At 65.4% G+C, this 22,852-nt stretch carries 20 protein-coding genes; 13 read left to right on the top strand and 7 right to left on the bottom strand.

Translation table 11 applies throughout. The features are described 5' to 3' along the window. The first annotated feature begins 73 nt into the window (after positions 1-73). Positions 74-901, top strand: coding sequence for a hypothetical protein (locus AC0L21_RS23600; RefSeq protein ID WP_473264175.1), 828 nt, complete (start codon positions 74-76; stop codon positions 899-901). On the opposite strand, the gene AC0L21_RS23595 is transcribed toward AC0L21_RS23600, so the two are convergent. Together AC0L21_RS23595 and AC0L21_RS23590 are read right to left on the bottom strand one after the other, a co-directional pair. Continuing rightward, entirely contained in the window at positions 902-2,191 is a 1,290-nt protein-coding gene (locus AC0L21_RS23595; RefSeq protein WP_473264174.1) for a Spy/CpxP family protein refolding chaperone, read from the bottom strand. It abuts the gene before it with no gap. A gap of 142 nt (positions 2,192-2,333) precedes the next feature. Next, a complete protein-coding gene (locus tag AC0L21_RS23590; RefSeq protein WP_473264173.1) occupies positions 2,334-3,341 on the bottom strand; it encodes a LysM peptidoglycan-binding domain-containing protein in 1,008 nt (335 codons plus the stop codon). Positions 3,342-3,541: 200 nt separating this feature from the next. Here AC0L21_RS23590 and AC0L21_RS23585 point away from each other — a divergent pair, with 200 nt between their 5' ends. The 6 genes from AC0L21_RS23585 to AC0L21_RS23560 all read left to right on the top strand — a co-directional run bounded on the left by AC0L21_RS23585 (position 3,542) and on the right by AC0L21_RS23560 (position 11,613). Next, positions 3,542-4,252, top strand: a complete 711-nt coding sequence (locus AC0L21_RS23585; RefSeq protein ID WP_473264172.1) for a TolB-like translocation protein — start codon at positions 3,542-3,544, stop codon at positions 4,250-4,252. A gap of 120 nt (positions 4,253-4,372) precedes the next feature. Then, a complete protein-coding gene (locus AC0L21_RS23580) occupies positions 4,373-7,036 on the top strand; it encodes a bifunctional diguanylate cyclase/phosphodiesterase (protein WP_473264171.1) in 2,664 nt (887 codons plus the stop codon). Between the two features lie 345 nt (positions 7,037-7,381). Further along, positions 7,382-8,341: a helix-turn-helix domain-containing protein gene (locus tag AC0L21_RS23575; protein WP_473264170.1), complete on the top strand. Its 960-nt coding sequence runs from the start codon at positions 7,382-7,384 to the stop codon at positions 8,339-8,341. A 493-nt stretch (positions 8,342-8,834) separates the two neighbouring features. Then, positions 8,835-10,040, top strand: coding sequence for an NAD(P)/FAD-dependent oxidoreductase (locus tag AC0L21_RS23570; RefSeq protein ID WP_473264169.1), 1,206 nt, complete (start codon positions 8,835-8,837; stop codon positions 10,038-10,040). 94 nt (positions 10,041-10,134) lie between these two features. Beyond that, positions 10,135-11,052 carry an MBL fold metallo-hydrolase gene (locus AC0L21_RS23565; RefSeq protein WP_473264168.1) on the top strand — a complete coding sequence of 306 codons (918 nt, stop codon included), beginning with the start codon at positions 10,135-10,137 and terminating at the stop codon, positions 11,050-11,052. Between the two features lie 201 nt (positions 11,053-11,253). Then, a complete protein-coding gene (locus tag AC0L21_RS23560) occupies positions 11,254-11,613 on the top strand; it encodes a hypothetical protein (protein WP_473264167.1) in 360 nt (119 codons plus the stop codon). A 71-nt stretch (positions 11,614-11,684) separates the two neighbouring features. Here the strand turns inward: AC0L21_RS23560 and AC0L21_RS23555 are convergent, their stop codons facing one another. Next, positions 11,685-11,807, bottom strand: coding sequence for a hypothetical protein (locus AC0L21_RS23555; RefSeq protein WP_018456612.1), 123 nt, complete (start codon positions 11,805-11,807; stop codon positions 11,685-11,687). 96 nt (positions 11,808-11,903) lie between these two features. Next, complete coding sequence (locus tag AC0L21_RS23550; protein ID WP_157642977.1) at positions 11,904-12,080, bottom strand: hypothetical protein; 177 nt, start codon at positions 12,078-12,080, stop codon at positions 11,904-11,906. A 139-nt stretch (positions 12,081-12,219) separates the two neighbouring features. Here AC0L21_RS23550 and AC0L21_RS23545 point away from each other — a divergent pair, with 139 nt between their 5' ends. The 3 genes from AC0L21_RS23545 (at position 12,220) to AC0L21_RS23535 (ending at position 14,754) form a co-directional block, all read left to right on the top strand. Continuing rightward, positions 12,220-12,351 (top strand): hypothetical protein, encoded by a 132-nt coding sequence (locus tag AC0L21_RS23545; protein WP_473264166.1) that lies wholly within the window; start codon positions 12,220-12,222, stop codon positions 12,349-12,351. A gap of 122 nt (positions 12,352-12,473) precedes the next feature. Then, positions 12,474-13,598, top strand: a complete 1,125-nt coding sequence (locus AC0L21_RS23540) for a lactonase family protein (RefSeq protein ID WP_473264165.1) — start codon at positions 12,474-12,476, stop codon at positions 13,596-13,598. Between the two features lie 268 nt (positions 13,599-13,866). Beyond that, the gene (locus AC0L21_RS23535; RefSeq protein WP_473264164.1) at positions 13,867-14,754 is read left to right on the top strand and encodes an efflux RND transporter periplasmic adaptor subunit; all 888 of its coding nucleotides are present in this window, start codon (positions 13,867-13,869) and stop codon (positions 14,752-14,754) included. 167 nt (positions 14,755-14,921) lie between these two features. Here AC0L21_RS23535 and AC0L21_RS23530 read toward each other — a convergent pair whose 3' ends face one another. After that, entirely contained in the window at positions 14,922-15,770 is an 849-nt protein-coding gene (locus AC0L21_RS23530) for a caspase family protein (RefSeq protein ID WP_473264163.1), read from the bottom strand. Positions 15,771-16,195: 425 nt separating this feature from the next. Between AC0L21_RS23530 and AC0L21_RS23525 the strand changes: the two genes are divergently transcribed. The 3 genes from AC0L21_RS23525 to AC0L21_RS23515 all read left to right on the top strand — a co-directional run bounded on the left by AC0L21_RS23525 (position 16,196) and on the right by AC0L21_RS23515 (position 20,125). Then, positions 16,196-17,923, top strand: coding sequence for a hypothetical protein (locus tag AC0L21_RS23525; protein ID WP_473264162.1), 1,728 nt, complete (start codon positions 16,196-16,198; stop codon positions 17,921-17,923). A 166-nt stretch (positions 17,924-18,089) separates the two neighbouring features. Then, the gene (locus AC0L21_RS23520; RefSeq protein WP_473264161.1) at positions 18,090-18,830 is read left to right on the top strand and encodes a thermonuclease family protein; all 741 of its coding nucleotides are present in this window, start codon (positions 18,090-18,092) and stop codon (positions 18,828-18,830) included. A gap of 107 nt (positions 18,831-18,937) precedes the next feature. Next, positions 18,938-20,125 (top strand): pyridoxal-phosphate-dependent aminotransferase family protein, encoded by a 1,188-nt coding sequence (locus AC0L21_RS23515; RefSeq protein WP_473264160.1) that lies wholly within the window; start codon positions 18,938-18,940, stop codon positions 20,123-20,125. 109 nt (positions 20,126-20,234) lie between these two features. Here the strand turns inward: AC0L21_RS23515 and AC0L21_RS23510 are convergent, their stop codons facing one another. Together AC0L21_RS23510 and AC0L21_RS23505 are read right to left on the bottom strand one after the other, a co-directional pair. Next, entirely contained in the window at positions 20,235-21,341 is a 1,107-nt protein-coding gene (locus tag AC0L21_RS23510; RefSeq protein WP_473264159.1) for a hypothetical protein, read from the bottom strand. Next, on the bottom strand, positions 21,341-22,777 hold the full coding sequence (locus AC0L21_RS23505) for an MBOAT family O-acyltransferase (protein WP_473264158.1): 1,437 nt from the start codon (positions 22,775-22,777) through the stop codon (positions 21,341-21,343). Before AC0L21_RS23505 ends, AC0L21_RS23510 begins: the two co-directional genes overlap by 1 nt. Positions 22,778-22,852 lie beyond the last annotated feature (75 nt).

Here is a 22,852-nt window from a genome sequence, read left to right as displayed (position 1 = left end):
CCTCCGCGTCGAGGCGTTCGGATGGAGACGACCTGTGGCGTTTGCCTTGCCTTCGCGTGCGTATGATTTGCAGATGCTGGACCGGCCCGCCGATCACGCGCGTGATCACGGCTGGGTCTATGGTCTGCCGCCGGGCATCAGCAGCGAGCAATGGCCGCTTGATCCCGTCACCGGGTTTCCGCTGATGCACGGCTTCACGCTAAAACTGCCGGACGATTATCGCGTGCACGGCGAGGAAATCGTCGCGGTGTCGTTCTTTGCCACGGCGTCCGATCACAATGACGGCGGGGCGCCCGACGATCCTGAAATTCGCGAGGCGGTGCAGGCGCGCCCCTCGCATCCGCGGCTCTCGCGCATGACTGACATCCTTGACTACGAATATGCCGCGCTGCTGTTGACGAAGCGTGAGTATGAGGGCGCGTTCGCGACGCCGCCGGCACCGCTTGCGCTTGTGACGGCGGAGCGGCCGCGCTGGCTCGATGTCGGCGGCGCCAGCGCTTTCTTCGAATCCGCCCCGCCGTTCGCGCAGAAGATGTTCGCACGCCGTCCGCGCGCCGATCTGGCGGAGAATCTCGCGATCGCCTTGATGCCGCGCGCGACCGATCCCAATGCCGGCAAGGCCCCGCAGGACCCGCACTTCCCGCGCAACCCGCCGAGCGGCTATCAGCCCTATTACCATTATGCCGGCGGCGTGCCGAGCCGCGACAATTTCCGCTTGCACGATTGGAGCAAGGACCACGCCCACAACCATCTCGGCGGCACCATGCGACCCTGCCAGGCGGTGCCGGAGATGAGCCCGTTCTACCTCGAGTTCGAGGAATATTTCGGCGGCTATAATTTCGGCGGCGGCAACGCGCAGCTCGACTTCAAGGACATGAAGTTCGAGTGGGCGTGCGGGTGATCACACCCCGCGCTTCGGCCCCATCGCCTCGAACCCCGCCTTCTGCTCGTCGCTCAGATCCGCCTCGAAATCATCGAGCGCGTCGCTGACGCCGTTCACCGCTTGCAGCATCGTCTCCAGCCGCGCCTTCACGGCGGTGAGGCGGGCCTGTGGTGTCGCTGCCGCCTGTGACGGACAGGCGCTGAGCGTTTCCATGGTGCGCAGCGTGGTGTCCTGGAGCACGTCGAGGCGGGCGCGGCCGGTGTCGTCGAGCTTGAGCGTGGAGGCGATCTCGGCCGCGGGCCATTGCTGCTGCACGAGCTGCTCGTATTGGCGCTGCAGCTTCTCGTCGTAGCGGGGATCGCTGTCCGCCTGGCAGGCCGATGCCGCCTGCGGATTCTTTTGCTGGACCGCTGCGAGCGCGGCGCGACGGTCCTTGGCCAGGCCATCGAGTTTGGCCTTCTGGTCGCCGTCGAGGAGGTCGACGAAGTTTGCCAGCGCGGGTGCGACGGCGTCCGTGGCCTTGATCATGGCCTCGATGCGCTCGCGCATCAGGCCGAGGCGCTCCATGGCTGTCGCGGGGACCTGCGTCGGACAGGCAGCGCGGATGGTGTCGCGCGCGGACAGCCAGGCGGTCGCAAGTTCGTCGAGCGCTGTGCGCTGCAATTCATTCGGCTGCACGATAGCGGCGATGCGATCGACCGGCAGTCCGCCGGTGTCGCTGGCATCGCAGACCGTCTCCGCGGTCGGGACTCGCCGTCCGCGCCGGCCGTGCGGCGCGGTGTAGGCGGCAAGCTCGGTGGCCGCATAAGGCGCGAAGATCGCGGCATAGATGTCGCCATAGCCATAGAGCGAGAGGCTGGTCGTATCGCCGAGGATGATTGCAGTGGTGAGATCGTCATGCGCGAACGGCCAGAACACCGGGCCGACCCAGCCGTAGCTGCCGTCGGGGTGGCGCCACCAGCCCTGCGGACGGCGGCCGCCACGCCAGCCGGACAGCGCGGCTTGCGCCGTCATCGCTGCACGCATGACGTAAGGATTGGCAGGCTGCCCTCGTTCAACACCGCGGGGATCTTGCGACCTCAATGCTGCGGAGCGGTATCGGCGGCCCCGCACCGCCATCCGGGCATGGCGCAGGCGCGACATGCCGATCATGTGGCCGACGGCGAAGCGCGCGACACCGAGCGGACCGCCGCGGAAGCCGAACTGCGCCTCGGCGCGACCCGGCAACAGCACCGCCAGAATCACCAGGGTTGCGCCTGATAGCGCCAGCCCCAGCCTTGGCCCGAGCCCCAAGCGTGATCTCGACATGACCACTAACCTGTCCACCTTGGCCCTCCTCCGGCGCCAAGCGCGCATCGCGTCGCATCACAACGACGCGCGAGGGAACCAAATGTTCCGGAAGCGCACAGGGCAAAGCGTCGCAACGCGCCCCGGCAGAGCCGATGCGGTGTTACTCCGCCTTCTGCGGCAGCACAAAAGTCTGGCCGGGATAGATCAAATTGGGATTGTGGATCTTGGCGCGGTTGGCGTTGTAGATCACCGCAAAGCGGGCGCCGTCGCCGTAAGCGAGCCGGCTGAGCGCCCACAGGCTGTCGCCGCGGGAGATCACCCGGCTGCCGCCTGTTTCCGCCGGTGCACCGCTGATGGCGTCCGCCGGCGAGGCCGATGCGACGGTCGTGGCCGCGGGCGCCCGCGCCATGACCCCCGACCCGCCCTTTGGTTTCGGTGCGCCCATCAATCTCGGCCGGGCCGCAGGCCTATCCGATACTGATGCCACGACATCCGACTTGTCGTCGGGCTTCTCGGCCTTCGCTTCCTGCTTCGTCTCTTGCCGCGCGACCGGAACAGGGCGCGCGGGCGGCGGTGCGGCTTCGGCGATCGTCACCGGCATGCTGCGGCCGGATTGCGTGACGGTGCCGTCAGGCGATTTCGCCCGCAGGGTCAGCTCATAGGAACCGGCGGGAAGCTGCGGCGGCGTCATCACGAACTGGCCCGACGCATCCGCCACCACACTGTCGAGCGGCTTGCCGTCGCGCAGCAGCTCGACCTTGGCGCCCGGCGTCGCCCGGCCCGCGATCACCGCCGCCTCGCCGTGATCGTCGACGCGCGCCACGTCGAAACGGGGGCCGATATCGGCAACCGCCGGCGGCGGCTTGACCGGTGCAAGATCGGCAAGCGCGGCCGTGACCTGCTTTTGCGTCTCGGCCAGTGCACCCGCCTTCGACTCGGGGGGCGGCGCCGGAGATGCAGCTGGTGCCGGCGCCGCGACAGCGGCGAGCTTGGGCTGTTCCGGCTTGAGTTCGACCTTGGGTTCGACCTTGGGTTCCGGCTTGGCGGCGATGTCGGTCTTCGCCCCCATCGGCAGCAGGCGACGCAGCTCGGTGGGGCCGATCACCAGCATGGCGCCGCCCACCGCGAGCAGACAGAATGCAATGAAGGCCTTGGTTGCGGTCACCATCGGAAACGAACCTTGATCAGGAAGAACCTTGATTTGGAAGAACCTGCAAATCAATCGAGCCGGCAAGTTGCGCCGTTTTGGCCACGGCAGCAAGACGGTCGATAGGATGATGAGCCGGCGTCGGGGATGAACCAGCGCAGGCCCGCCGGCGTCAAATGATCGAGGCCGCACCGCGGCATTTTTCTCGAGGAATTTTTACTGTGACCGCATTTTACCGTCCCGCACAATTGCCGGTACTTGGGCTGGTGCTTGCCCTCATCCTGGCCGCAACTCCGGGACTCGCCGCGTCCGGCCCGCCGCCGGATTACATCCTCACCGACAATGCCGATCTCGCCTTCACCTCACCCGACGGCGCCACGGCGATCGAGCAGTACATGAAGGACAGTGGAGATTTCGACGTCAAATGGCAGGCCTGGGCGAGGCGTGGTGGACAGATGACGGAGCTGAAGCCCGAACAGGGCTATGGGGCCGGCTTCCGTTGGACACCCGACTCGCAATGGCTGATGCGGATGCAGAAGACCGGCTCCGGCGAGCAGGATCTCTTTCTCTATCATCTCGAGAACGGCGCCTTCGTCAGCGCGACGAAAAAGAAGTCGCTCGGCGATCTCGCCTGGGCCTATTTCTACGGCCGGCCGGAGACGAAGCGGTTCGCCAAGCTCGACTTCCATATCTCGGCTCATCTCATGCAAGGCAGCGAGGAGGCCTATCGCGGATTCGGCGTGGAGCAGCCCGAAAACCGCTATCTCGTGATCTCGCTCGCGGGCGAATACGACAAGCACCCCAAGAATACCGTCATGAAGGGCCTAGGCGGCTGGCACTGCCGCTACGATCTCACGACTGGGCGCTTCGACGTGCCGGCGGTGTTCGCCAAGATCAACGCGGAGGCGTTGAGATGGGAGGTCCGGCGCTGATCGCGAAGGAACCCGCGGGAACCAACCCTCTGATTCCATTCCGATTCATGTTTTCCTAACCCTTACTGGTAACGCGCTCTTGTCGGTTTTGCCGCATCTTGCATCCCACGGGAGGGCTGCATGGGCACATCGATCCGATGGAGCGCGCGCATGCGCGCGTTGCTGCGCCGTTGGCGCGGCGCGCCGCTGACATGGCTGATCGCAGGGGGCTTCGTGCTGATGGCCGCAATGGCTGTGGGCACCGCGCTCACCGTCGACCGCTTTCGGCAGAATGCAATCGAGAGCGGCCGTGACAGCGTGGAGAGCGCGGTCCGGTTGCTCGCCCGCCATTTCGACCGCGAGTTCGAGGACTTCGCGGTGCTGCAGAAGAGCATCATCGCCGAGCTCGAAAGCCACGGCATCGAATCCGCCGATGTCTTCCGCAGCGAGATGGGCACGCTCGCCGTGCACGAAGTGCTGCGCGCCAGAGCCAGCGGCTGGTCGGACGTCGCCGGCGCCAACGTGTTCGACGCCAGGGGCGTGCTGATCAACTCGTCGCGGCGCTGGCCGGTCGCCGATGTTTCGGTCGCCGACCGCGGCTATTTCAATCGCCTCAAGAACGATCCGGCTTCGCAGGAAGAGGTCGAGGTCGTGCCCGGACGGCTGGGCAGCGGACCGGCCATCGTGTTCGCGCGCCGCGTCTCCGGTCCCCACGGCGAATTCCTCGGATTGGTCTCGCGTGCGATCGCGCCGGACCAGCTCGAATCCTTCTTCGCCTCGAGCGGACTCGGCGAGGATTCCTCGATCGCGATGCATCACCAGAACGGCCAGTTGCTCGCGCGCATTCCGCATGTCGACGCGATGATCGGGCAGAACTTCCGCAACGGCACGCCCGAGCAGATGGCGGTGTTCGAGCGCACCTTCGTCACGACCCAGCTCGCAAGCCCGATCGACGGCAAGGATCGCATCGTCGCCGCGCGCCTCCTGACCGGCGAGCCGCTGGTCGTGGTCGCGACCAAGTCGCTGGACGCGACGCTGGCCACATGGCACACGCAAACCAAATTCTTCGTGACCGTTGCCGTGCTCTCGATCGGCCTGCTCGTGCTGACGCTTTATTTCATCTTCCGCCAGATGACGCGCCGGCTCGCCGTGGAGAAGCAGCAGCTCGACACCGCGATGAACACGATGACGCAGGGCCTCCTGATGTTCGACCAGGACGAGCGGCTGATCGTCTGCAATCGGCGCTACATCGAGATGTATGGGCTATCGGCCGATGTGGTGAAGCCCGGCGCTTATTTCCGCCAAGTGATCCAGCATCGCCACGACACCGGCTCGTTCCACGGCGATGTCGATTCCTATTGCGACAGCATATTGGGCAATGCCGGGGAGACGCAGAGCACGATCGTCGAGACCTCCGATGGACGCCTGATCGAGATCAAGAACCAGCCCGGCGCCGCCGGCGGCTGGCTCGCGACCCATGACGACGTCACCGAGCGCATTCGCGCCGACGAGCGCATCGCCCATATGGCGCATTACGACGCGCTGACCGACCTGCCCAACCGCGTGCTGATGCGCGGCCATCTGGAGCGGCGCGTCGCGGAGCTTGCCCAGGGCAAGCCGTTCGCGATCCTCTATATCGACGTCGACGAGTTCAAGGGCGTCAACGATTCGCTCGGACACGAGGTCGGCGACGAGCTGCTGCGCCAGGTCGCGAACCGCCTGCGCGCCTGCGTCAGCAGCAACGACCTGGTCGCACGGCTGGGTGGCGACGAATTCGCCATCGTCAAGGCCGGCACAAGCGATGAGGCCGAGCTGACGGCGCTGGCCGAGCAGATCCTGAAGGCGCTGCGCGCGCCCGTGGACTGCAACGGCCAGGAAATCCCGACCGATGCCAGCATCGGCATCGCGATCGCACCCGACCACGGCGACAATCTCGACGATCTGCTCAAGCGCGCGGATCTCGCGATGTATGCGGCGAAATCCGAGGGTCGCCGCACCTTCCGCGTCTTCGCGCCCGAATACGACGCCAAGGCGCGGCTGCGCCGCCAGCTCGAGTTCGATCTGCGCCAAGCGCTGGCCCGCGGCGAATTCGAGGTGCACTACCAGCCGCTGGTCGATCTCGCGGCCAACGTCGTCACCGGCTGCGAAGCGCTGCTGCGCTGGCACCATCCGGAACGCGGCATGGTGTCGCCCGCCGACTTCATCCCGGTCGCGGAAGAGACCGGATTGATCGGCGAGATCGGCGAATGGGTGCTGAGGCAGGCCTGCCTCGAGGCCGCCTCCTGGCCCGGCCAGATCCAGATCGCTGTCAACGTCTCACCGGTGCAGTTCCGCTCGCGGACACTGGCGCTCAAGGTCGCAGCCGCGCTCGCCGAGTCGGGTCTCGCGCCCGGACGGCTCGAGCTCGAGATCACCGAGACCGTCCTGATCCGCGACGACCAGGAGGCGCTGACGATCCTGCAGCAGCTGCGCGAACTCGGGGTGCGCATCGCGCTCGACGATTTCGGCACGGGCTATTCGTCCCTGAGCTATTTGCATCGTTTCCCGTTCGACAAGATCAAGATCGACCGCAGCTTCATCAGCGACATCGGCGAACCCGAAGATTCCTCGCCAATCGTACAGGCGGTGGTGCACATGGCCGCCGCCCGCCGCATGGCGACGACCGCGGAAGGCGTCGAGACCGAAGCGCAGCGCGCGGTGCTGCTCGAGCTCGGATGCAGCCAGATGCAGGGCTGGCTGTTCAGCCCTGCCGTGCCGGCGGCGAAGTTGAAGCAGCTGTTGTCGGCACAGGCGGCCGCGGCCTAGCGGCGCCCCGGTCGTCCCAGCCCCTCCGTTTGGAGGACTGTGTCGCGGAATCGGACAAGGCTTGTCCGCTTCGAGGTTCGGCCGTCCCGCGCCACAGGCGTGCCCGATCGCGACATCGATGTGACGGCCGTGTGGCGGCCCGCCCCCCCTTTTCTCACAGGCACTTCTCCTCCACTCCCGCCCGCCGTGCGTTCGCGAAAGCGCGGGCCGGCTTGGAGCAGGATCGGACAAAGCATGCCGGGTTCAGGAAATACGCACCGCAACCGCGGCGCATAGAACACGCGCCGTTCCGTACAAATGCGGACGACTGATCAAAAGCCCGAGCTGATCAGCAGGAGCCACATCATGACCGGGAACACTGCACTCATGTGCGATCCCTCGCACAAGGGCTTGCCGCCCGCACCCGACGCACAGCCCGACGACCGCTCGACGTCCGAGCGGCGCGCCGCCGACGCGGAGATGGCGCGCGTGCTCAGGACCCAGCCGTTTCGCATGGCGCTGGACTCCTCCGGTGCGGGTATCGCGCACTGGAAGCACGATCCGCTGCACGACGTCGTCGAGCCCATGCGCCACCACGTGATCATGGCGCATAAGGGCGTGATGCAGCGCATGGAGCGGCGGTCGGGAAAGTCGATCGCAATCGGCACGTTTCGTTCGGGGGTCGTGAACATCGTTCCGGAAGGGTCGAGCTCCCGATGGGACATTCCGAAGCCCGTCGACGTCGTGCAGCTTTACCTTCCCGACGCAACGCTGCAGCGCGTCGCCGGCGAGGCCGGGACCGCCGGGCCGGCCGAATTGATTGAGCGAACGGCGCATCCCGACACGATCACGTCCCGACTGCTCCTGAGCGCGGCGGATTCGCTGGAGGGCCATGGCGTCCTAGATGCGCTGTTCCGGCATCAACTCACGGATCTTCTGGCCACGCGCCTTTTGGCTGCGCATGCGGGATCGCCAACCACGTTCCAGCCGACCATGGGCGGGCTGGCGCCGAAGGTCCTGCTCCGTGCAATCGAACGATTGCGCTCCGATAGCGAAGCGGACGTCTCGCTCGATGCGCTGGCGTCCGATGCCGGACTGTCGCGCTTTCATTTCTGCCGGTCCTTCAAGGAGAGCACGGGGCTGTCGCCGCATGCCTGGCTGCGCCAGCACCGGCTCGAGCAGGCCATGAACATGCTGCGGGAGAGCGATGAAACGATCGTCTCGGTCGCCGCGGCGCTTGGCTATTCCTCGCAGACCGCCTTCGCCGCGGCATTCAAGAAGCTGACGGGCGAGACGCCGAGCGATTGGCGCAGGCGCATGCGTTAGCAGCAATCTCTCGACAGCGACGGCAATCGCGCTGGGGCAACGGCAAATCGGGTCGGCTACATCATCTCCATGTCCAGACCAATCGAGGGAGACCAAAGATGACCTGAAAAAATTTCGTCAGCCGACGGCTGATGTCGTCACGCCGCCGAAGCCTCGCGACCGCGACCTTGTACGGACTCTCGCTGGCCGTTCGCTTCACGTCGGCGACGGGCGAGGAAGTGGAAATTCCGGCTTACACCATGCACCCGGCACAACCGCCCGTTTCCATCATGATCCGAAATGGCCCCGGCCTCCCCTATCAGGACTGGAATCGAAGTGAGCTGCAGCCCGTCGTCCTAGGCTACGGCCGGCCACCGAATTCGCTGCCGGCACGCTGCATCGCGCCTTAAGGCCAGCGATCCAACCCACCCCCACGCGCCGACGCCGGACGCTGAACTCAGCGCAGCAGCGCGGTCGCGCGCGGTCTTTCGAAAAGCAACAAAGGAGAGAATCCATGCGACTCATCATCATCGGTGCCGGCTTCGCCGGCATGTACGCCGCCCTTTCCGCAGCCCGGCTGCGCGACATCCGCGGCGTCTCGCCGCAAGATCTGCAGATCGCGCTCGTCTCACCGGAGCCGACGCTGGTGGTCCGTCCGCGGCTCTACGAGCCGAAGCCGGAAACCCTGACGGCCCCGCTGCTCGAGGTCCTCGAAGCGATCGACGTCGACTACATCCAGGGCAGCGCCGAGACGATCAACACCGAGGCCCGAACGGTGCAGATCACGCCATCGAAGGGCGCGCGAAAGGCCTTGTCCTACGACCGCCTCGTCGTGACCACCGGCAGCCGGCTGTTCCGTCCGAACATTCCGGGCCTCGCGGAGCACGGCTTCAGCGTCGATTCGCTCGACGATGCCGTAGCGCTCGACAAGCACCTGCATGGCCTCACGAAGCGGCCCGCCGCGAACGGACGCGACACGGTCGTCGTCGCCGGCGGCGGCTTCACCGGGATCGAGGCGGCCACCGAAATGCCGGCGCGGCTGCGCGAAATCCTGGGCCCCAATGCCAGCACTCGCGTCGTCATCGTCGATCGCAACACTGCGATCGCACCCGACATGGGTGCAGGCGCCCGCCCCGTCATCGAGGAAGCCTTGCGCAAGGTTGGCGTCGAGACAAGGCTCGGTGCCGGCGTCGCCGCGCTCGATGAGACCGGTGTCACCTTGTCCAGCGGTGAGCACATTGAAACCGAGACGGTGATCTGGGCGGCGGGCATGCGTGCAGCGCCGCTGACCGCCCAGATTCCCGCCGAGCGCGACAATTTCGGACGGTTGCTGGTCGATCGCTGCTTGCAGGTGTCAGGCGTTCAGGGTGTCTTCGCGGCCGGCGACGCAGCACGCGCCGCCTGCGACGACGAGGGCAATTACGCACTGATGTCGTGCCAGCACGCCACGCGAATGGGCGCCTTTGCCGGCAACAATGCCGCGGCCGAATTGCTCGGCGTTCCGACCAGGCCCTACCACCAGAAGGCCTACGTCACCTGCCTGGACCTCGGCGAAGCCGGCGCGCTGTTCACACGCGGATGGGAGCGCAAGGTCGAGCTGGTCGGCGACGTCGCCAAGAAGACCAAGCGTGAGATCAACACCGTCTGGATCTATCCGCCGAAGGCGGAGCGCGCCCTCGCGCTCGCGTCGGCCGATCCGGAACGGGTGACCGAAGTCTAGCGCACCAAGCGATCGCGGGCTGCGCTCTCCCCCGGCGGCGCGGCCTGCTCAACCACCAGCGGGAAGCCTCTATCTTTGAAACAGGAAGACCAACATGAATCTGCACAACACCTCTTATCCCGTGTCGTCGGGACCCGAAGAGCTCGTTCCGTCGCGCTACGCGCTGAAGATCGGCGAGATCGACGTGCTGGTGGTCAGCGACGGCGTGCTGCCGCTGCCGACCAAGATGCTCGCGCACAACGCCGACCCGGCGGTGCGGGCGACCTGGCTGCACGACATGTTCCTGCCGCAGGACGCTTTCGACTGGGCGCTGAACGCCGTCATGGTCCGCAGCGGCGGCAAGACCATCCTCATCGACGCCGGACTGGGCTCGGACCCGAACCTGAACTTGCCGCGCGCCGGGCAGCTGATCAGGCGACTGGCAGCCGCCGGCATCGATCTCGCGGCGGTGACCGATCTGGTGTTGACCCATCTGCACATGGACCACATTGGCGGCCTGCTGGTCGACGGCGTGAAGCAGCAGCTGCGCAAGGACCTGCGGATCCACGTCGCGGCCGCCGAGGTCAAATTCTGGGAAAAGCCTGATTTCTCCCGCACCGCCATGCCGGAAGGGTTTCCGGACGCGCTTCGATCGACCGCCAAGCAGTTCCTGAAGGAGTACGGCCCTCAGCTGCAGCTGTTCGATGACGAGCAAGAGATTGCGCCAGGCGTCGTCGCCCGTCGCACCGGCGGTCACACCCCGGGACACAGCGTGGTTCGCATGGCGGCCGGCGACGACGCGCTGACATTCGCCGGCGATGCCGTGTTTGCCGTCGGGTTCGAGCAACCCGACTGGCACAACGGTTTCGAGCACGACCCCGAGGAGGCCGCGCGCGTTCGCGTTCGTCTGTTGCGACAGCTTGCCGAGACCGGCGAAATGCTGGTGGCCACGCACCTGCCATTTCCGTCCGTGGGCCGGGTAGCAGCCGACGGCGACGCCTTCCGTTGGGTGCCGGTGTTCTGGGACTACTGACCGCTTGCCGGGCTAGAGCCGAAGCAGGGCGCGGACCCGATAAGTCCGCGCCCTTGAAAATAGGATCAAACATCGACCCTCGCGGTTGCCCTGCTGAGACGGCTGGAACCCGATCAGCGGGCGCCAGCCAGCATTGCGTCACGTGCAGCGCAGGCGGCTCCTCGTCTGCGCTCGTGCGCGCGCGGGATCGAGCGAGGCGACATGGCGATCGTGGCATTCAGGATGATCACTCTCGTAGCGGTTGCTGTCATGATCGGCCCATCCGTGGAGGCCCGCGACGACGGTCGCTACGCGAACTCTCCCCTCAAGGGCTGGTTCGAGAGCCTGCACAGCAAGGGCGGCGGTCCGTGCTGTGCCGACGCCGACGGCACGGCGCTGGACGATGTCGACTGGGACACGAGCAACGGACATTATCGCGTCAGACTCCTGGGCGACTGGATCGAGGTGCCCGACGACACCGTGATCACCGAGCCGAACCGCGCCGGCCGCACCATGGTCTGGCCGTATTATGTCAACGGCCGCGCCATGATCCGCTGCTTCATGCCCGGCAGCATGACTTGAGATTTTAAGTTCTGATGTCCCGGGCGCGGCGCAGCATGCAACGATGCGCCGTTGAACCGGACGGTGCGGGCTCACTTGACCTGCTTGGCCGCGTGGATCTCGACGAACTCTGAGTCGGGATGGGCGACGATGGTGGCGAACATGATGCCACTGATGATGAGCGACCAGGCGGTGTCCCAATAAATCCAAAACACGTGCCAGCCTCCGTTTCGATCTGCTCCGCCCGCGGGATCAGGGTAACGGCAAGGCGAGGCTGCCGTTCCCGGCGCCTGTGCGGCGCGACCGAGGTGCTATTTTGGTTTGGTCGGCGCGGAGTTGGGATCGGTTTGGCCGGTGTGGCGCTTTGCCACGACGTCCTCGTCGCGCTCGCCCTGACGCGGGCGCGGCGGCGACTTGGGCTGGCCGGCCTGACCGCCATGCTTGCCGCCCATGTCGGGCTTACCTTCAAGATCGTTTTCACGGGGCATGCCGGTTCAATGCGCTCGCGCGGCATTGGTTCGGTTCGCCTGTGAACGAGTTCATAGGATTGCCGCGATTTGCAGTGCACGATCGCCAGGCCCGCCCCTCGCGAGCATTCTCATTCATATGACTGACGGATACGGCCTGATGCGGAAGCCACTCGTCGCCTGGACGATCCTGACCTGCGCGCTGCTCGCGGTCACCGTGTGGACCGTGCTCGGGCCGCCCCACATCCCGCCGGGGCCCCATCTGCCCTCCCGCACAGCGGCGATACGGTAGATCTCCCACCGATACCATTTCGGCATCGATCGATCCCAATTGGAGTTTGGTGCGGCGGGGCGGCTGCCGCTATCCTCGCCGGCAAAACGACAAATGCCGCACCGGCATCCAGGAGGACCCCCATGGTGAGATCGACCCGACGCATCAGATCCGGCGTACCACGTGCCGCGATCGCCACCACACTTGCTTTCCTCACTCTCGTTTCTGGAGTCCGCGCCGGCATGGCCGAGACCTTCGCCTATGTCGGCAACGCCGACAGCAACGACATCAGCGTGTTCAAGATGGCCGAGAGCGGCGAGATGACGCCCGTGCAGACGGCTACCTTCCCCGGCGTCGAAAAGCCGGGGTCCTCGACACCGCTCGCGATCACGCCCGATCATCGCGTGCTGATCGCCGGTGTCCGCTCGCAGCCGTTCGTTGCGGTGAGCTTTGCGATCGATCCCAAGACGGGCCAGCTCAGCCATATCGGCAACGGCCCGCTCGCCGACAGCATGGCCAATATCGCCATCGACCGTAGCGGCAAATTCCTGTTCAGCGCCTCCTATGGCGGCAACAAGGTTGCGCTGAATCCGCTGCTTGCCAATGGCGTCGTGGGCGAGCCGAAGCAGGTGATCCCGACCGGGCTGAACGCGCACGCCTTCCTGCCCTCGCCCGACAACCGCTTCGCGTTCGCGACCAATCTCGGCTCCGACCAGATCCTGGCCTTCGCGTTCGACGCCGCGACCGGCACGCTCACGCCGAGCGATCCGCCGGCTCACAAGGTGCCGGAGAAATCGGGGCCGCGGCATTTCGTATTCCACCCCAACGGCAAGTTCGTCTATCTCCTCCACGAACTAAACGGCGACGTCGCGGCGTTCGCCTATGAGGCGAAAGGCGGCGCATGGGACGAGATCCAGCGCACCAGCGCTTTGCCCGAAGGATTTACCGGAAAGCCCTGGGCCGCCGACATCCACGTCACCCCCGACGGCCGTTTCCTCTACGCCTCCGAGCGCACCACCAGCACGCTCACCGCCTACAAGGTCGATGCGACAACCGGCAAGCTGACCACGATCGGCAGCGTGCCGACCGAGAAGCAGCCGCGCGGCTTTCACATCGATCCCGGCGGGCGCTACCTCGCCGCGGTCGGCGAGCTCTCCGACAGCATGACGGTCTATGCCATCGACCAGAGCAGCGGCGCGCTCGCCAAGCTGAAATCCTACGCCACCGGCAAGAAGCCGAACTGGGTGGAGTTCTTGAGCCTGCCGTGAGGCGCGCCGTCAGCTTCCTCGCCATCATGGCCGGGCTTGTCCCGCCTGCGCTTCGGCCGCGCAGGCGGGACAAGCCCGGGCATGACGAGTTTATTGGGCGGGGACCGCCGGCGAACCTCTTTGCTTGTGCGGCGACTAATTCAACGGGCGGTATCGCGCCGCCCGTGCTGCTGCGGCATTCTCATTCGGCCGGCCCTTATGTGCCCTTGGCTCGCAGCGATTGCTTCTGCTAACGATGAGGCCGTCGAGGCCCCAACCGGAATGACCCATGCGTTCATTGCCTGCGCGTTCTGTTTCCAGACATTTCGTTGCGCTCACCGGACTGGTGTTGCTGTCGGCCCAGCCCGCTGCCGCCGCCGATGACGACGCGCCCAAGGGGCCGGCGGTCACGGTGCTGAAGGTCGCAAAATCCTGTTTCTCCGACATCGTCGAGGGCACCGGCACCATCCTCGCGCGCGAGGCAAGCTCGGTGCGGCCGGAGCGGCCCGGCCTCAAGGTGACGGAGGTGCTGGCGGAAGCCGGCGACACCACCACCGCAGGCCAGGTGCTGGCGCGGCTGGCACTGCCCGAGGGCGGCACCCTTCAGGTCACCGCGCCCGTCGCAGGCGTGATCGCGACCTCGACCGCCCAGATCGGCAACCTCGCCTCCGCCAAGGGCGAGGCGCTGTTCACGATCGTGGCGCGCAGCGAGTACGATCTCGTCGCCCTCGTCGCGACCAGCGATATGCGCAAGCTCGCGGTCAACCAGGTGGCGACCGTGCGCATTGCCGGCGCCGGCGATATCGACGGGAAGGTGCGCCGCATCGGCCCGACGGTCGAGCCGAACATCCAGCAGGGCATGGTCTATATCGGCATCTCCTCGCAGAAGCGGCTGTTGCTGAACGCGAGCGGCCGCGCGCTGATCAAGTCGGGGCAGAGCTGCAACGTCGCGGTGCCGCTGACCTCGGTGCAGTATTCCTCCGCGGGCACCGTCGTGCAGGTGATCCGCCGCAACCGCGTCGAGACCAAGCGGGTCGAGGTCGGACTGATGTCGGGCGGCAATATCGAGATCCGCGACGGCCTCAACGAAGGCGATATCGTCGTCGGCCGCGCCGGCGCGCTGCTGCGCGAAGGCGATCCGGTACGCACGGTGATGGCCGCGGAAGCAGCGAAGTAGGGTTGGCTCGTGTCCCGGACGCGCTGCAGCGTGTAACGCTGCCGCGCACAGCCGGGACCCATCTCCCGTCCAAGCGACAACCTAAAAAACTGGGCCCCGGCTCAGCGTCGCATCATTGCATGATGCGCCGCGCCCGGGGCACGAGACTTCGCAGAACCTAGGAAATACTAGCCGCCGGCTTCGCCGAAATGGACGTCCTCGAGCAGCGAGGAGGAGACGGTCGGGACCTGGTCGCCTTCGCTGGCGCGGGAGATGGCAAGGCGGGTCTTGTTGAAAACGCTCTCGGCGCTGCCCTGCGCATTGAGGTTGTTGAGGAACTCGCTGACCAGCACGCTGTGCTCGCCCTTGCCGTCGTCGACGACCTTGCCGGGCGAAGCCGAGGAGAGGATCAGCGCATTGTCGGTCGCGCTGATCGGCGCGAGGCCGTGGCTGTAGGAACGGAAGCGGCGCTCATAGGGATTGCGGCGGGAGGCGTCGACCACGACGAGCTTGGCCTTGGCGCCCTGCTCCTTCATCATGTCGAGCACGCCCTCGATGGAGACGCCCTGGCGGCGGACATCGTTTTCCTTCCAGATCACGGCATCGACCGGCAGCATGTAGCTCTCGCGGCCGGCCTGCACGCCGTAGCCGCCGAAGAACAGCATGACGACGGTGTCGCGCTTGATCCGGGACTTCAGGCGATTGACGGCGCGGACCATGTCGTCCTTGGTCGCGTCTTCCACCATGTCGACGTCAAAACCGTTCTTGCGCAGCGACGAGGACAGCGCGCGGGCGTCGTTGATCGACTGCGTCAGCGGCGCATTGGCGTCGGGGTAGTGCCCATTGCCGATGACGAGGGCGAGACGCGAGGCCTGACCGATCGAGCCGGTGACCTGGTCGGTCGAAACGGCCTTGGCGGCATCGAGTGCCCGCATGTTGAGGGCAGCATGGGCGCCGATCACGAGCGAGACCGTGCCGATGAGGGCTGCGGCCACCGCGATCGTGCGTCGGGAAATGTCGAGCTGCGTTACATTCATCTCGCGTCATTCCTGTCAGTGCCAAAGACCAGCCAAGCACGCGCACACTGTTTGAGTAGCGCGATAGCGTCTTTGGGTTTGAGGGATTGGCCGGGGGTGTGCCCCCGAATTGCGCGCAATTTGCGGCGCCGCACCAAACAAAGCCTTAACCGGATATCGCCTCCCCGGCAATAGATCTCCGAAAATTTGATCTAAGTCTCTGGAAACATGAGCTAATTCGCACCGCCCAATGTGTGATTTTTTTGCGTCTCCGTAGCCTTCCGGGGGCTGATTATGCAGGCTTCGTGCCGGCTTTTTCTGTGACTGTCATCACATTTGTATTTCCTGCGAATCCGGGTAGCTTTTTCAACGACTTGCAGGGGGTGGTACGCGGCTGGGAGCGTGCCGGCCGGCCCCCCGGCCAATTCCCGCGACCAGGTTATTTCATGAGCTTTCAATATTTTGCCGGCGCCGCCTGCCGGGCGCTGACGGCGCGGAAGGACGGCCCCTCGCTTTACGATGTCTGCGATCCCGTCTTGTCTGTTGCGGCCAGCGGCGATCCGCATCTGGCCAAGTTCTACAAGACCGCGCTCGGCAATCCCGCATTGCGGGTGCTGCTCCGCCGGGCGGGACTGCCCGAGCTGCGCGACGAAGGGAAGCTGGCCCGGCTGCGCGAAGTGCTGGTGCGCGCCCGCGACGAGGCCGAGCCCGATTGGGCGGCGGTCGGCCAGCCGGTCGCCGATCTCGTCGACAGCATCACGCTGGATCATCCCAAGCCGCCGCCGGCCATGTTCACCGGCGCCATGCCGCAACAATCGCAGATCGACGGCGTGATCCGCGACTGCGCGCAGCATCTGCTGGGCTCCTACCGCAAAAATGGCTTTCTGCCGACCTACGCCGCGTTCAACCTGATCGGCGATCCCGATTTCCGCGGGCGCGAGCTGACCATGGCGCTCACCGGCCTCAACGCGCGTGGCTACAAGAACTCATCGCTGCTGTTCAACCTCGCCCGCGTCTTCATCGCACGATCGCCGGCGCGCGCCGTCGTCAATCCGCCTTGGCGAGGGGTTGCCGAACCGATGTGGGAGCCGGTGCAGATCCGCCACCGCTCGGCCTATTACGACGCGTTCTTCATCGAGGCGCTGCTGAGCTACGTCGAGACCGGTCTGGCCTCGTCCGCCGACAAGATGGCGGCGGAGCGCGCGGTCGCGGACATGGTCGATTTCTGCGTCAACATCAGCCGCGAAGAGGTCGAGGGCCTCGACGGGGCGCGGTTCAACGTCATCACCGCGCTCGCGCCCGCACCGCATCCGCGCTTCTCGCGCTACTTCGCCCAGATCAAGCAGGACCTCGGTTTCGGCGTCTACGTGCCGGATTGCGACACCACGGCGTGTTCGATCTCCGCGGCGACCCAGGCCGGCTGCACCGATCCGATCCTCGACCAGCCGCTGCTGGATTTCTATGCAGGCTATCAGGTGCGCGCCGGCGTCAACGAACCGCGCGTGACCGTGCCGATCAACGACAATATCGACTATGAGGGCGGGGTCGCGACCTGGATCGACAATCTCAAGGGCGAGCGCCCCTACGGCAACGATCTCGATCCGACGCTCAATCTCGATATTCTCGAGGTCAGCTTCCGCAACCTCGCACGCTGGAAAGTCTTGGAGACGCCGGCGCGGCTTGCCACCGTGCAGCGCATCATCGGCTTCCAGAAGCGGCTGGCGGCGAGCGGCGCCTTCGCCAATCCGCGCTCGCACATCTATTATTTGCCGGAGCTCTACAGCGCCTATTTCGGCCGCTGCTACGCCGCCTTCCTGGCGCTGCCGCTGGCGGCGCAGGCGATCATCGATCCCGACGGCGATTTCGATTTCATCCGCCACCGCGTGCTCTCCTACGTCAAGGGCGAGCTGATGGCCGCCGAGATGAACGTGTTCGACGCAGCGCTCGCCCTGATCGCGCTCGGCCATCTCGGCGCCGACCCGCGCGCCTTTGCGCCGGCGCTGAACGTGATCGTCGCGAGCCTCGGCGAAGGCGGCCGCCGCGGCCCGTTCCGCGCCTATGAATGGAACAAGATGAAGACGCCGACGCGGATTTTGGTCGGCGGTCCGGAGGTCACGTCGGCGTTCGTGCTGATGGGGCTGGCGGTCGCCAAACGGGCAATGACGCGGGGATAGGTTTCGTAGAGTGGGTCAGCGAAGCGTAACCCACCACTTCTGCCGCCGTGGAGACGAAAGATGACGGGAAGTTGAAAGCCCAACTGCCAGGCATATGCTGGCCGGGCGGACAAAAGCCGACCACAATTGCGAGGTCTATCGCAATTTTCATCACACGCGGACCGGCATGTTGCGAAAATTCCTGATTGCGCTGTCATTGCTTGGCTTCTCCCTGCCCGGCTTGCCATCGTCGGCTGAGGCCGCCGACATCGCGGGCACCGCGAAGGTTCGCGCCGGCGACGCCGTGATGATCGGCAACACGCGGATCAGGCTCGGCGGCATCGACGCGCCCGCGGTCGACCAGCTCTGCCTCAACAACAAGGGCGAGCGCTGGACCTGCGGCATCGCTGCCCGCGACGAGCTTGCCAAATACGCCGACGGCAAGAACTGGGTCTGCCATGCCAGATCAATCGACCGGCGCGGCCGCACCGTGGCGCGCTGCGACGTCGGCGGCGAGGATATCCAGAAATGGCTGGTGCGCGCAGGCTGGGCCCTGGCCTACACCCGCATGTCGCACGACTATGAGGCGGACGAGAAGGCCGCGCGGGAAGCCAAGGCCGGCATGTGGCAGGGCGCCTTCATCGCGCCCTGGGACTGGCGCGTGCGCAACAAGAAGACCACCATCCTCGGCGCCACCAAGCCGCCCGACGGCGCGCATGCAATCCTGCTCGCTTCGGCCTCAGGCCCGGTCGCGCCCTCGCCGGACTGCACCATCAAGGGCAACGTCAACTCCGCCGGCGAATGCATCTATCACCGGCCGACCAGCCGCTGGTATGCGCAGATCAAGATGAAGATCAGCAAGGGCACGCGCTGGTTCTGCTCGGTGGAGGAAGCCGAAGATGCGGGCTGCCGCGAGACTAAGAGATAACCCACGTCAGACCTGCGTTTTCCGGTCTTTTCTTGCACCGCAGCGCCGCGTAAAAGTGTGAATCAGCGACCCACCATCCTGTTCTCAGGCAACAAGGACCAACTGCAATGACCGTTCGCGCGGGCCGGGAATTTCTGGCCATCCCCGGGCCCACCAATATGCCCGACGAGGTGCTGCGGGCGATGCATCGTCCGGCGATCGACATCTACTCCAAGCAGATGACCGATCTGACCGAGAGCCTGCTCAGCGACATCTCGAAATTGTTTGCGACCAAGGGCAAGTCCTACATCTACATCGCCAACGGTCACGGCGCCTGGGAAGCGGCGCTGAGCAACGTGCTGTCGCGCGGCGACAAGGTGCTGGTGCTCGAAAGCGGACGGTTCGCGATCGGCTGGGGCCATGCGGCTTCCCTGATGGGCGCCGAGGTCGAGGTGCTCAAGGGCGACTGGCGCCGCGCGGTACGGCCGCACGACGTCGAGGAGCGCCTGCGCCGCGACAAGGAGCACACCATCAAGGCCGTCGTCGTCGTCCAGGTCGACACCGCCTCCGGCGTGCAGAACGACATCGAGGCGATCGGCAAGGCGATCAAGGCAAGCGGCCATCCGGCGCTGTACATGGTCGACACCGTGGCCTCGCTCGGCTGCATGCCGTTCGAGATGGACAAATGGGGCATCGACGTCGCGATGTCGGGCTCGCAAAAGGGCCTGATGACGCCGCCCGGCCTCGGCTTCGTCACGGCCAATGCGCGTGCGCTCGAGGTGCACAAGAAGGCCAACATGGCGACGCCCTATTGGAGCTGGAGCGAGCGCGAAGGCAGCGAGCATTATCGCAAATATGCCGGCACCGCGCCGGTCCATCTGTTGTTCGCGCTGCGCCAGGCGATCGACCTGCTGCACGAGGAAGGGCTGGAGAACGCCTTCCGCCGCCACAGCCTGCTCGGCGAAGCCGCGCGTCGCGCGGTCGGCGCGTGGTCCGAAGGCCAGGTGCTCGGCTTCAACATCGCGGAAGCCAGCGAACGCTCCAACACCGTGACCACGGTGACCATGAGCAACGGCCACGACCCGGCAGTGCTGCAACGCTATTGCAAGGAGAAATGCGGCGTGGTGCTCGGCAACGGCATCGGCGACCTCACCGGAAAGGCCTTCCGCATCGCCCATATGGGTCACGTCAACGCGCCGATGCTGCTCGGCACGTTGGGCGTGATCGAGGTCGGGCTGAACGCGCTGAAGATCCCGCACGGCAAGGGCGGGCTCGAGGCAGCGGTCGCGTATCTCGGCGAAGAGGTGGCGGTGTAAAGCGCCCGTCCGAATTCCGCTGTCGTCCCGGACAAGCGAAGCTCCTGGCGACGCGGAGCGTTGTCCAGGACGGAGCGCAGATCCGGGACGACAGTTGAGTTTGCCGCGGCTACTGCGGCATCCGATACGCCTCGATCTGCGCCTTCAGCTCGTTCAGCGGCGCCAGCGGCGCCTTCAGATCGACCCGGTATTCCCCGCTCGCCAGCCACGACAACACCTTCGCATCGATCACCGGCGAATGGTGGATGACATCAGCGTAATTGTTGAGATCGTGCGTCACCTGCTTGATCGCGCGGAAATCATGCAGGCGTACATTTGCAAGCTGCGTCAGGCGTTCGGCGATGCGCGCCGTGAGATCGGTGACGATCTTCAGCGTCGCCGGCGAAGCGTCGCGCATCGCGACGAATTGCAGGATCGAATAGGGCGGGAAGTAGATGTCGAAGGTCACGTCCGGATGGCGCGCGATCAGGTCGACGGCATCATGCTCGAAATGCCGAACCATCGCGTCGTAACGATAGCCTTCGCCGAGAAAACGGCTGCGCACGGGATCGGTGATATAGGCGAAGGCCGCGAGCGTCCTTTTGGCATTATAGGCGCGCGCAACGTCGGCATCCCGCGACAGCGCATAGATGTCGTCGACGTCTTCAAGCGCGAACTTGACGGGCAGATAAGGCGCGGCCCGGGTCAGCGGCTCTCGCAGCGGCGGAACCGACCGCAGCAATGCGAACAGGGATTCCTTCGCCATCGCCGCGCTGAATAGATAGGAAGCGATGCCTTTTGCCGTCCCGCGATAGAGATCGGCAGAGAGATAAGGATCGGTCTCGATGTCGGCCGCATCGACAAAGATGAAATCATCCATCGCCCAGATCACGCGCTTTGCGCCGCGATCGATGGCCTGCTCGAGCACAAAACCCTGCTGGCGCGAATTGGATCCGGTCATCGCCAGCTTGAGCGAGTGCACGCCAAGCGCATGGTCGATGTCGCTCTGGCGGAAATGGATCGCGAGCGAGGTGCCCATGAACGCGGTGTCGAACGACTGGCTGCGGATCAGCCCGGCATTCTGCACGCGCGTGTCATCGGAATAGAACGGCGCGACGAGGCGCGAGGGGCGAAACAGCTGCAGGGGATCGACGACATAGGTGAGCGCAGCCGCGCCCAGCACGCACGCGATGCTCGCGAGGAGAAGTCGCCCTGGATGTGTGAACGCGCCTCGCATCAGAACCGGAAATAGATGAATTCGCTGTGGCTCTGGATACCCAAAATCCCAAACGCAAGCACCAGCGACGCACCATAGAGGACCAGCGGCCGCATCCGGCCGGCCATCAGACCGTCGCCGACCGTGCGATTGGCGTGATCGTACCCCATGATTCCTTGCGTGTTCGGCGCGAGCCACACCAGCGCGGCATAAATTGCGACCATCACCAACGCGGCAATCTCTTCGCGGTCGAACACGATATTCGAGGGATCGGCCATCGCATTCAGAATCCGCAGCGCCCAATCGACCCGTTCGGCGCGGAAGAAGACCCAGGCGACAACGACGGCGAGGAATGTCAGCACGGCCCCGGCGACGTGAGTTGGGCGCGCGAGCAACTTCGGAACATTCGGCACCAGCGCGTTAAGAGCGTGGTTGACGCAGAGATAGGCGCCATGCAGCGCGCCCCAAATGACAAAGGTCCAGGCCGCGCCATGCCAGAGCCCGCCGAGCAGCATCGTGAGCAGCAGATTGACGTAACGGAGCACGCGGCCGCGCCTGTTGCCCCCGAGCGGGATGTAGAGATAGTCGCGCAGGAAGTGCGACAGCGTCATGTGCCAGCGCCGCCAGAACTCGACGATGCTGGTGGCCTTGTACGGCGAGTTGAAATTTACGGGTAAGAAGATGCCGAACATCAGCGATATCCCGATCGCCATGTCCGAATAGCCGGAGAAGTCGAAATAGAGCTGGAACGTGTAGGCGAGCGCGCCAAGCCAGGCCTGGTCGAAGCTCGGCGCGCGCGCATCGAAGGCGAGCGCGACCAGCGGCTGGATGCCGTCGGCGAGGCACGTCTTCTTGAACAGGCCGATTGCGAAGATGATGATTCCGCACAGGATCAGATGCGCATGCGGATGCTTGGTTTCCTCCCGTTCGAATTGCGGGATCATGTCCTTGTGGTGAAGGATCGGCCCCGCGATCAGATGCGGAAAGTATGTCACGAACAGCGCGTAGTGCGGCAGCGCGTAGGCCGCCACCTGCCCGCGCCAGGCATCGACCAGGAACGCGATCTGGGTGAACGTGTAGAAGGAGATGCCGACCGGCAGCAGGATGTGAACCGCAAAATGCGTGCCGGCCAGTGCATTGATGTTCTCGGTGACGAAGCCGGCATATTTGAAGATGCCAAGCACGAGGAGGTCGCCGGCGACGCCGAGGGCAAGTGCGGCCTTTCGCTGCGACGGAGCAAGCTTCGCCACGATGAGGAGATGGCCTATGCCGTAGTTGAAGGCGATCGATATCACCAACAGGGCGACGAATTGCCAATTGCCGATGGCATAGAAGGTGAGCGAGGCCGCCGCCAGCCAGATCACCGGTGCCAGATTGCTGCACCGCCCGAGCCAGAAATAGCCAGCCAGCGCGGCCGGCAGGAACAGCAGGATGAACGGATAGGAATTGAACAGCATCAGGCTGGACCGGCGGCGGGACTAAAGACCCGGCCCCTAAAGCATACAAGCGGCCGGTCAACAACCCGGCAACGG

Source organism: Bradyrhizobium sp. WSM4873 (assembly GCF_055811355.1).
This window is presented reverse-complemented; position numbering and strand designations above follow the sequence as displayed.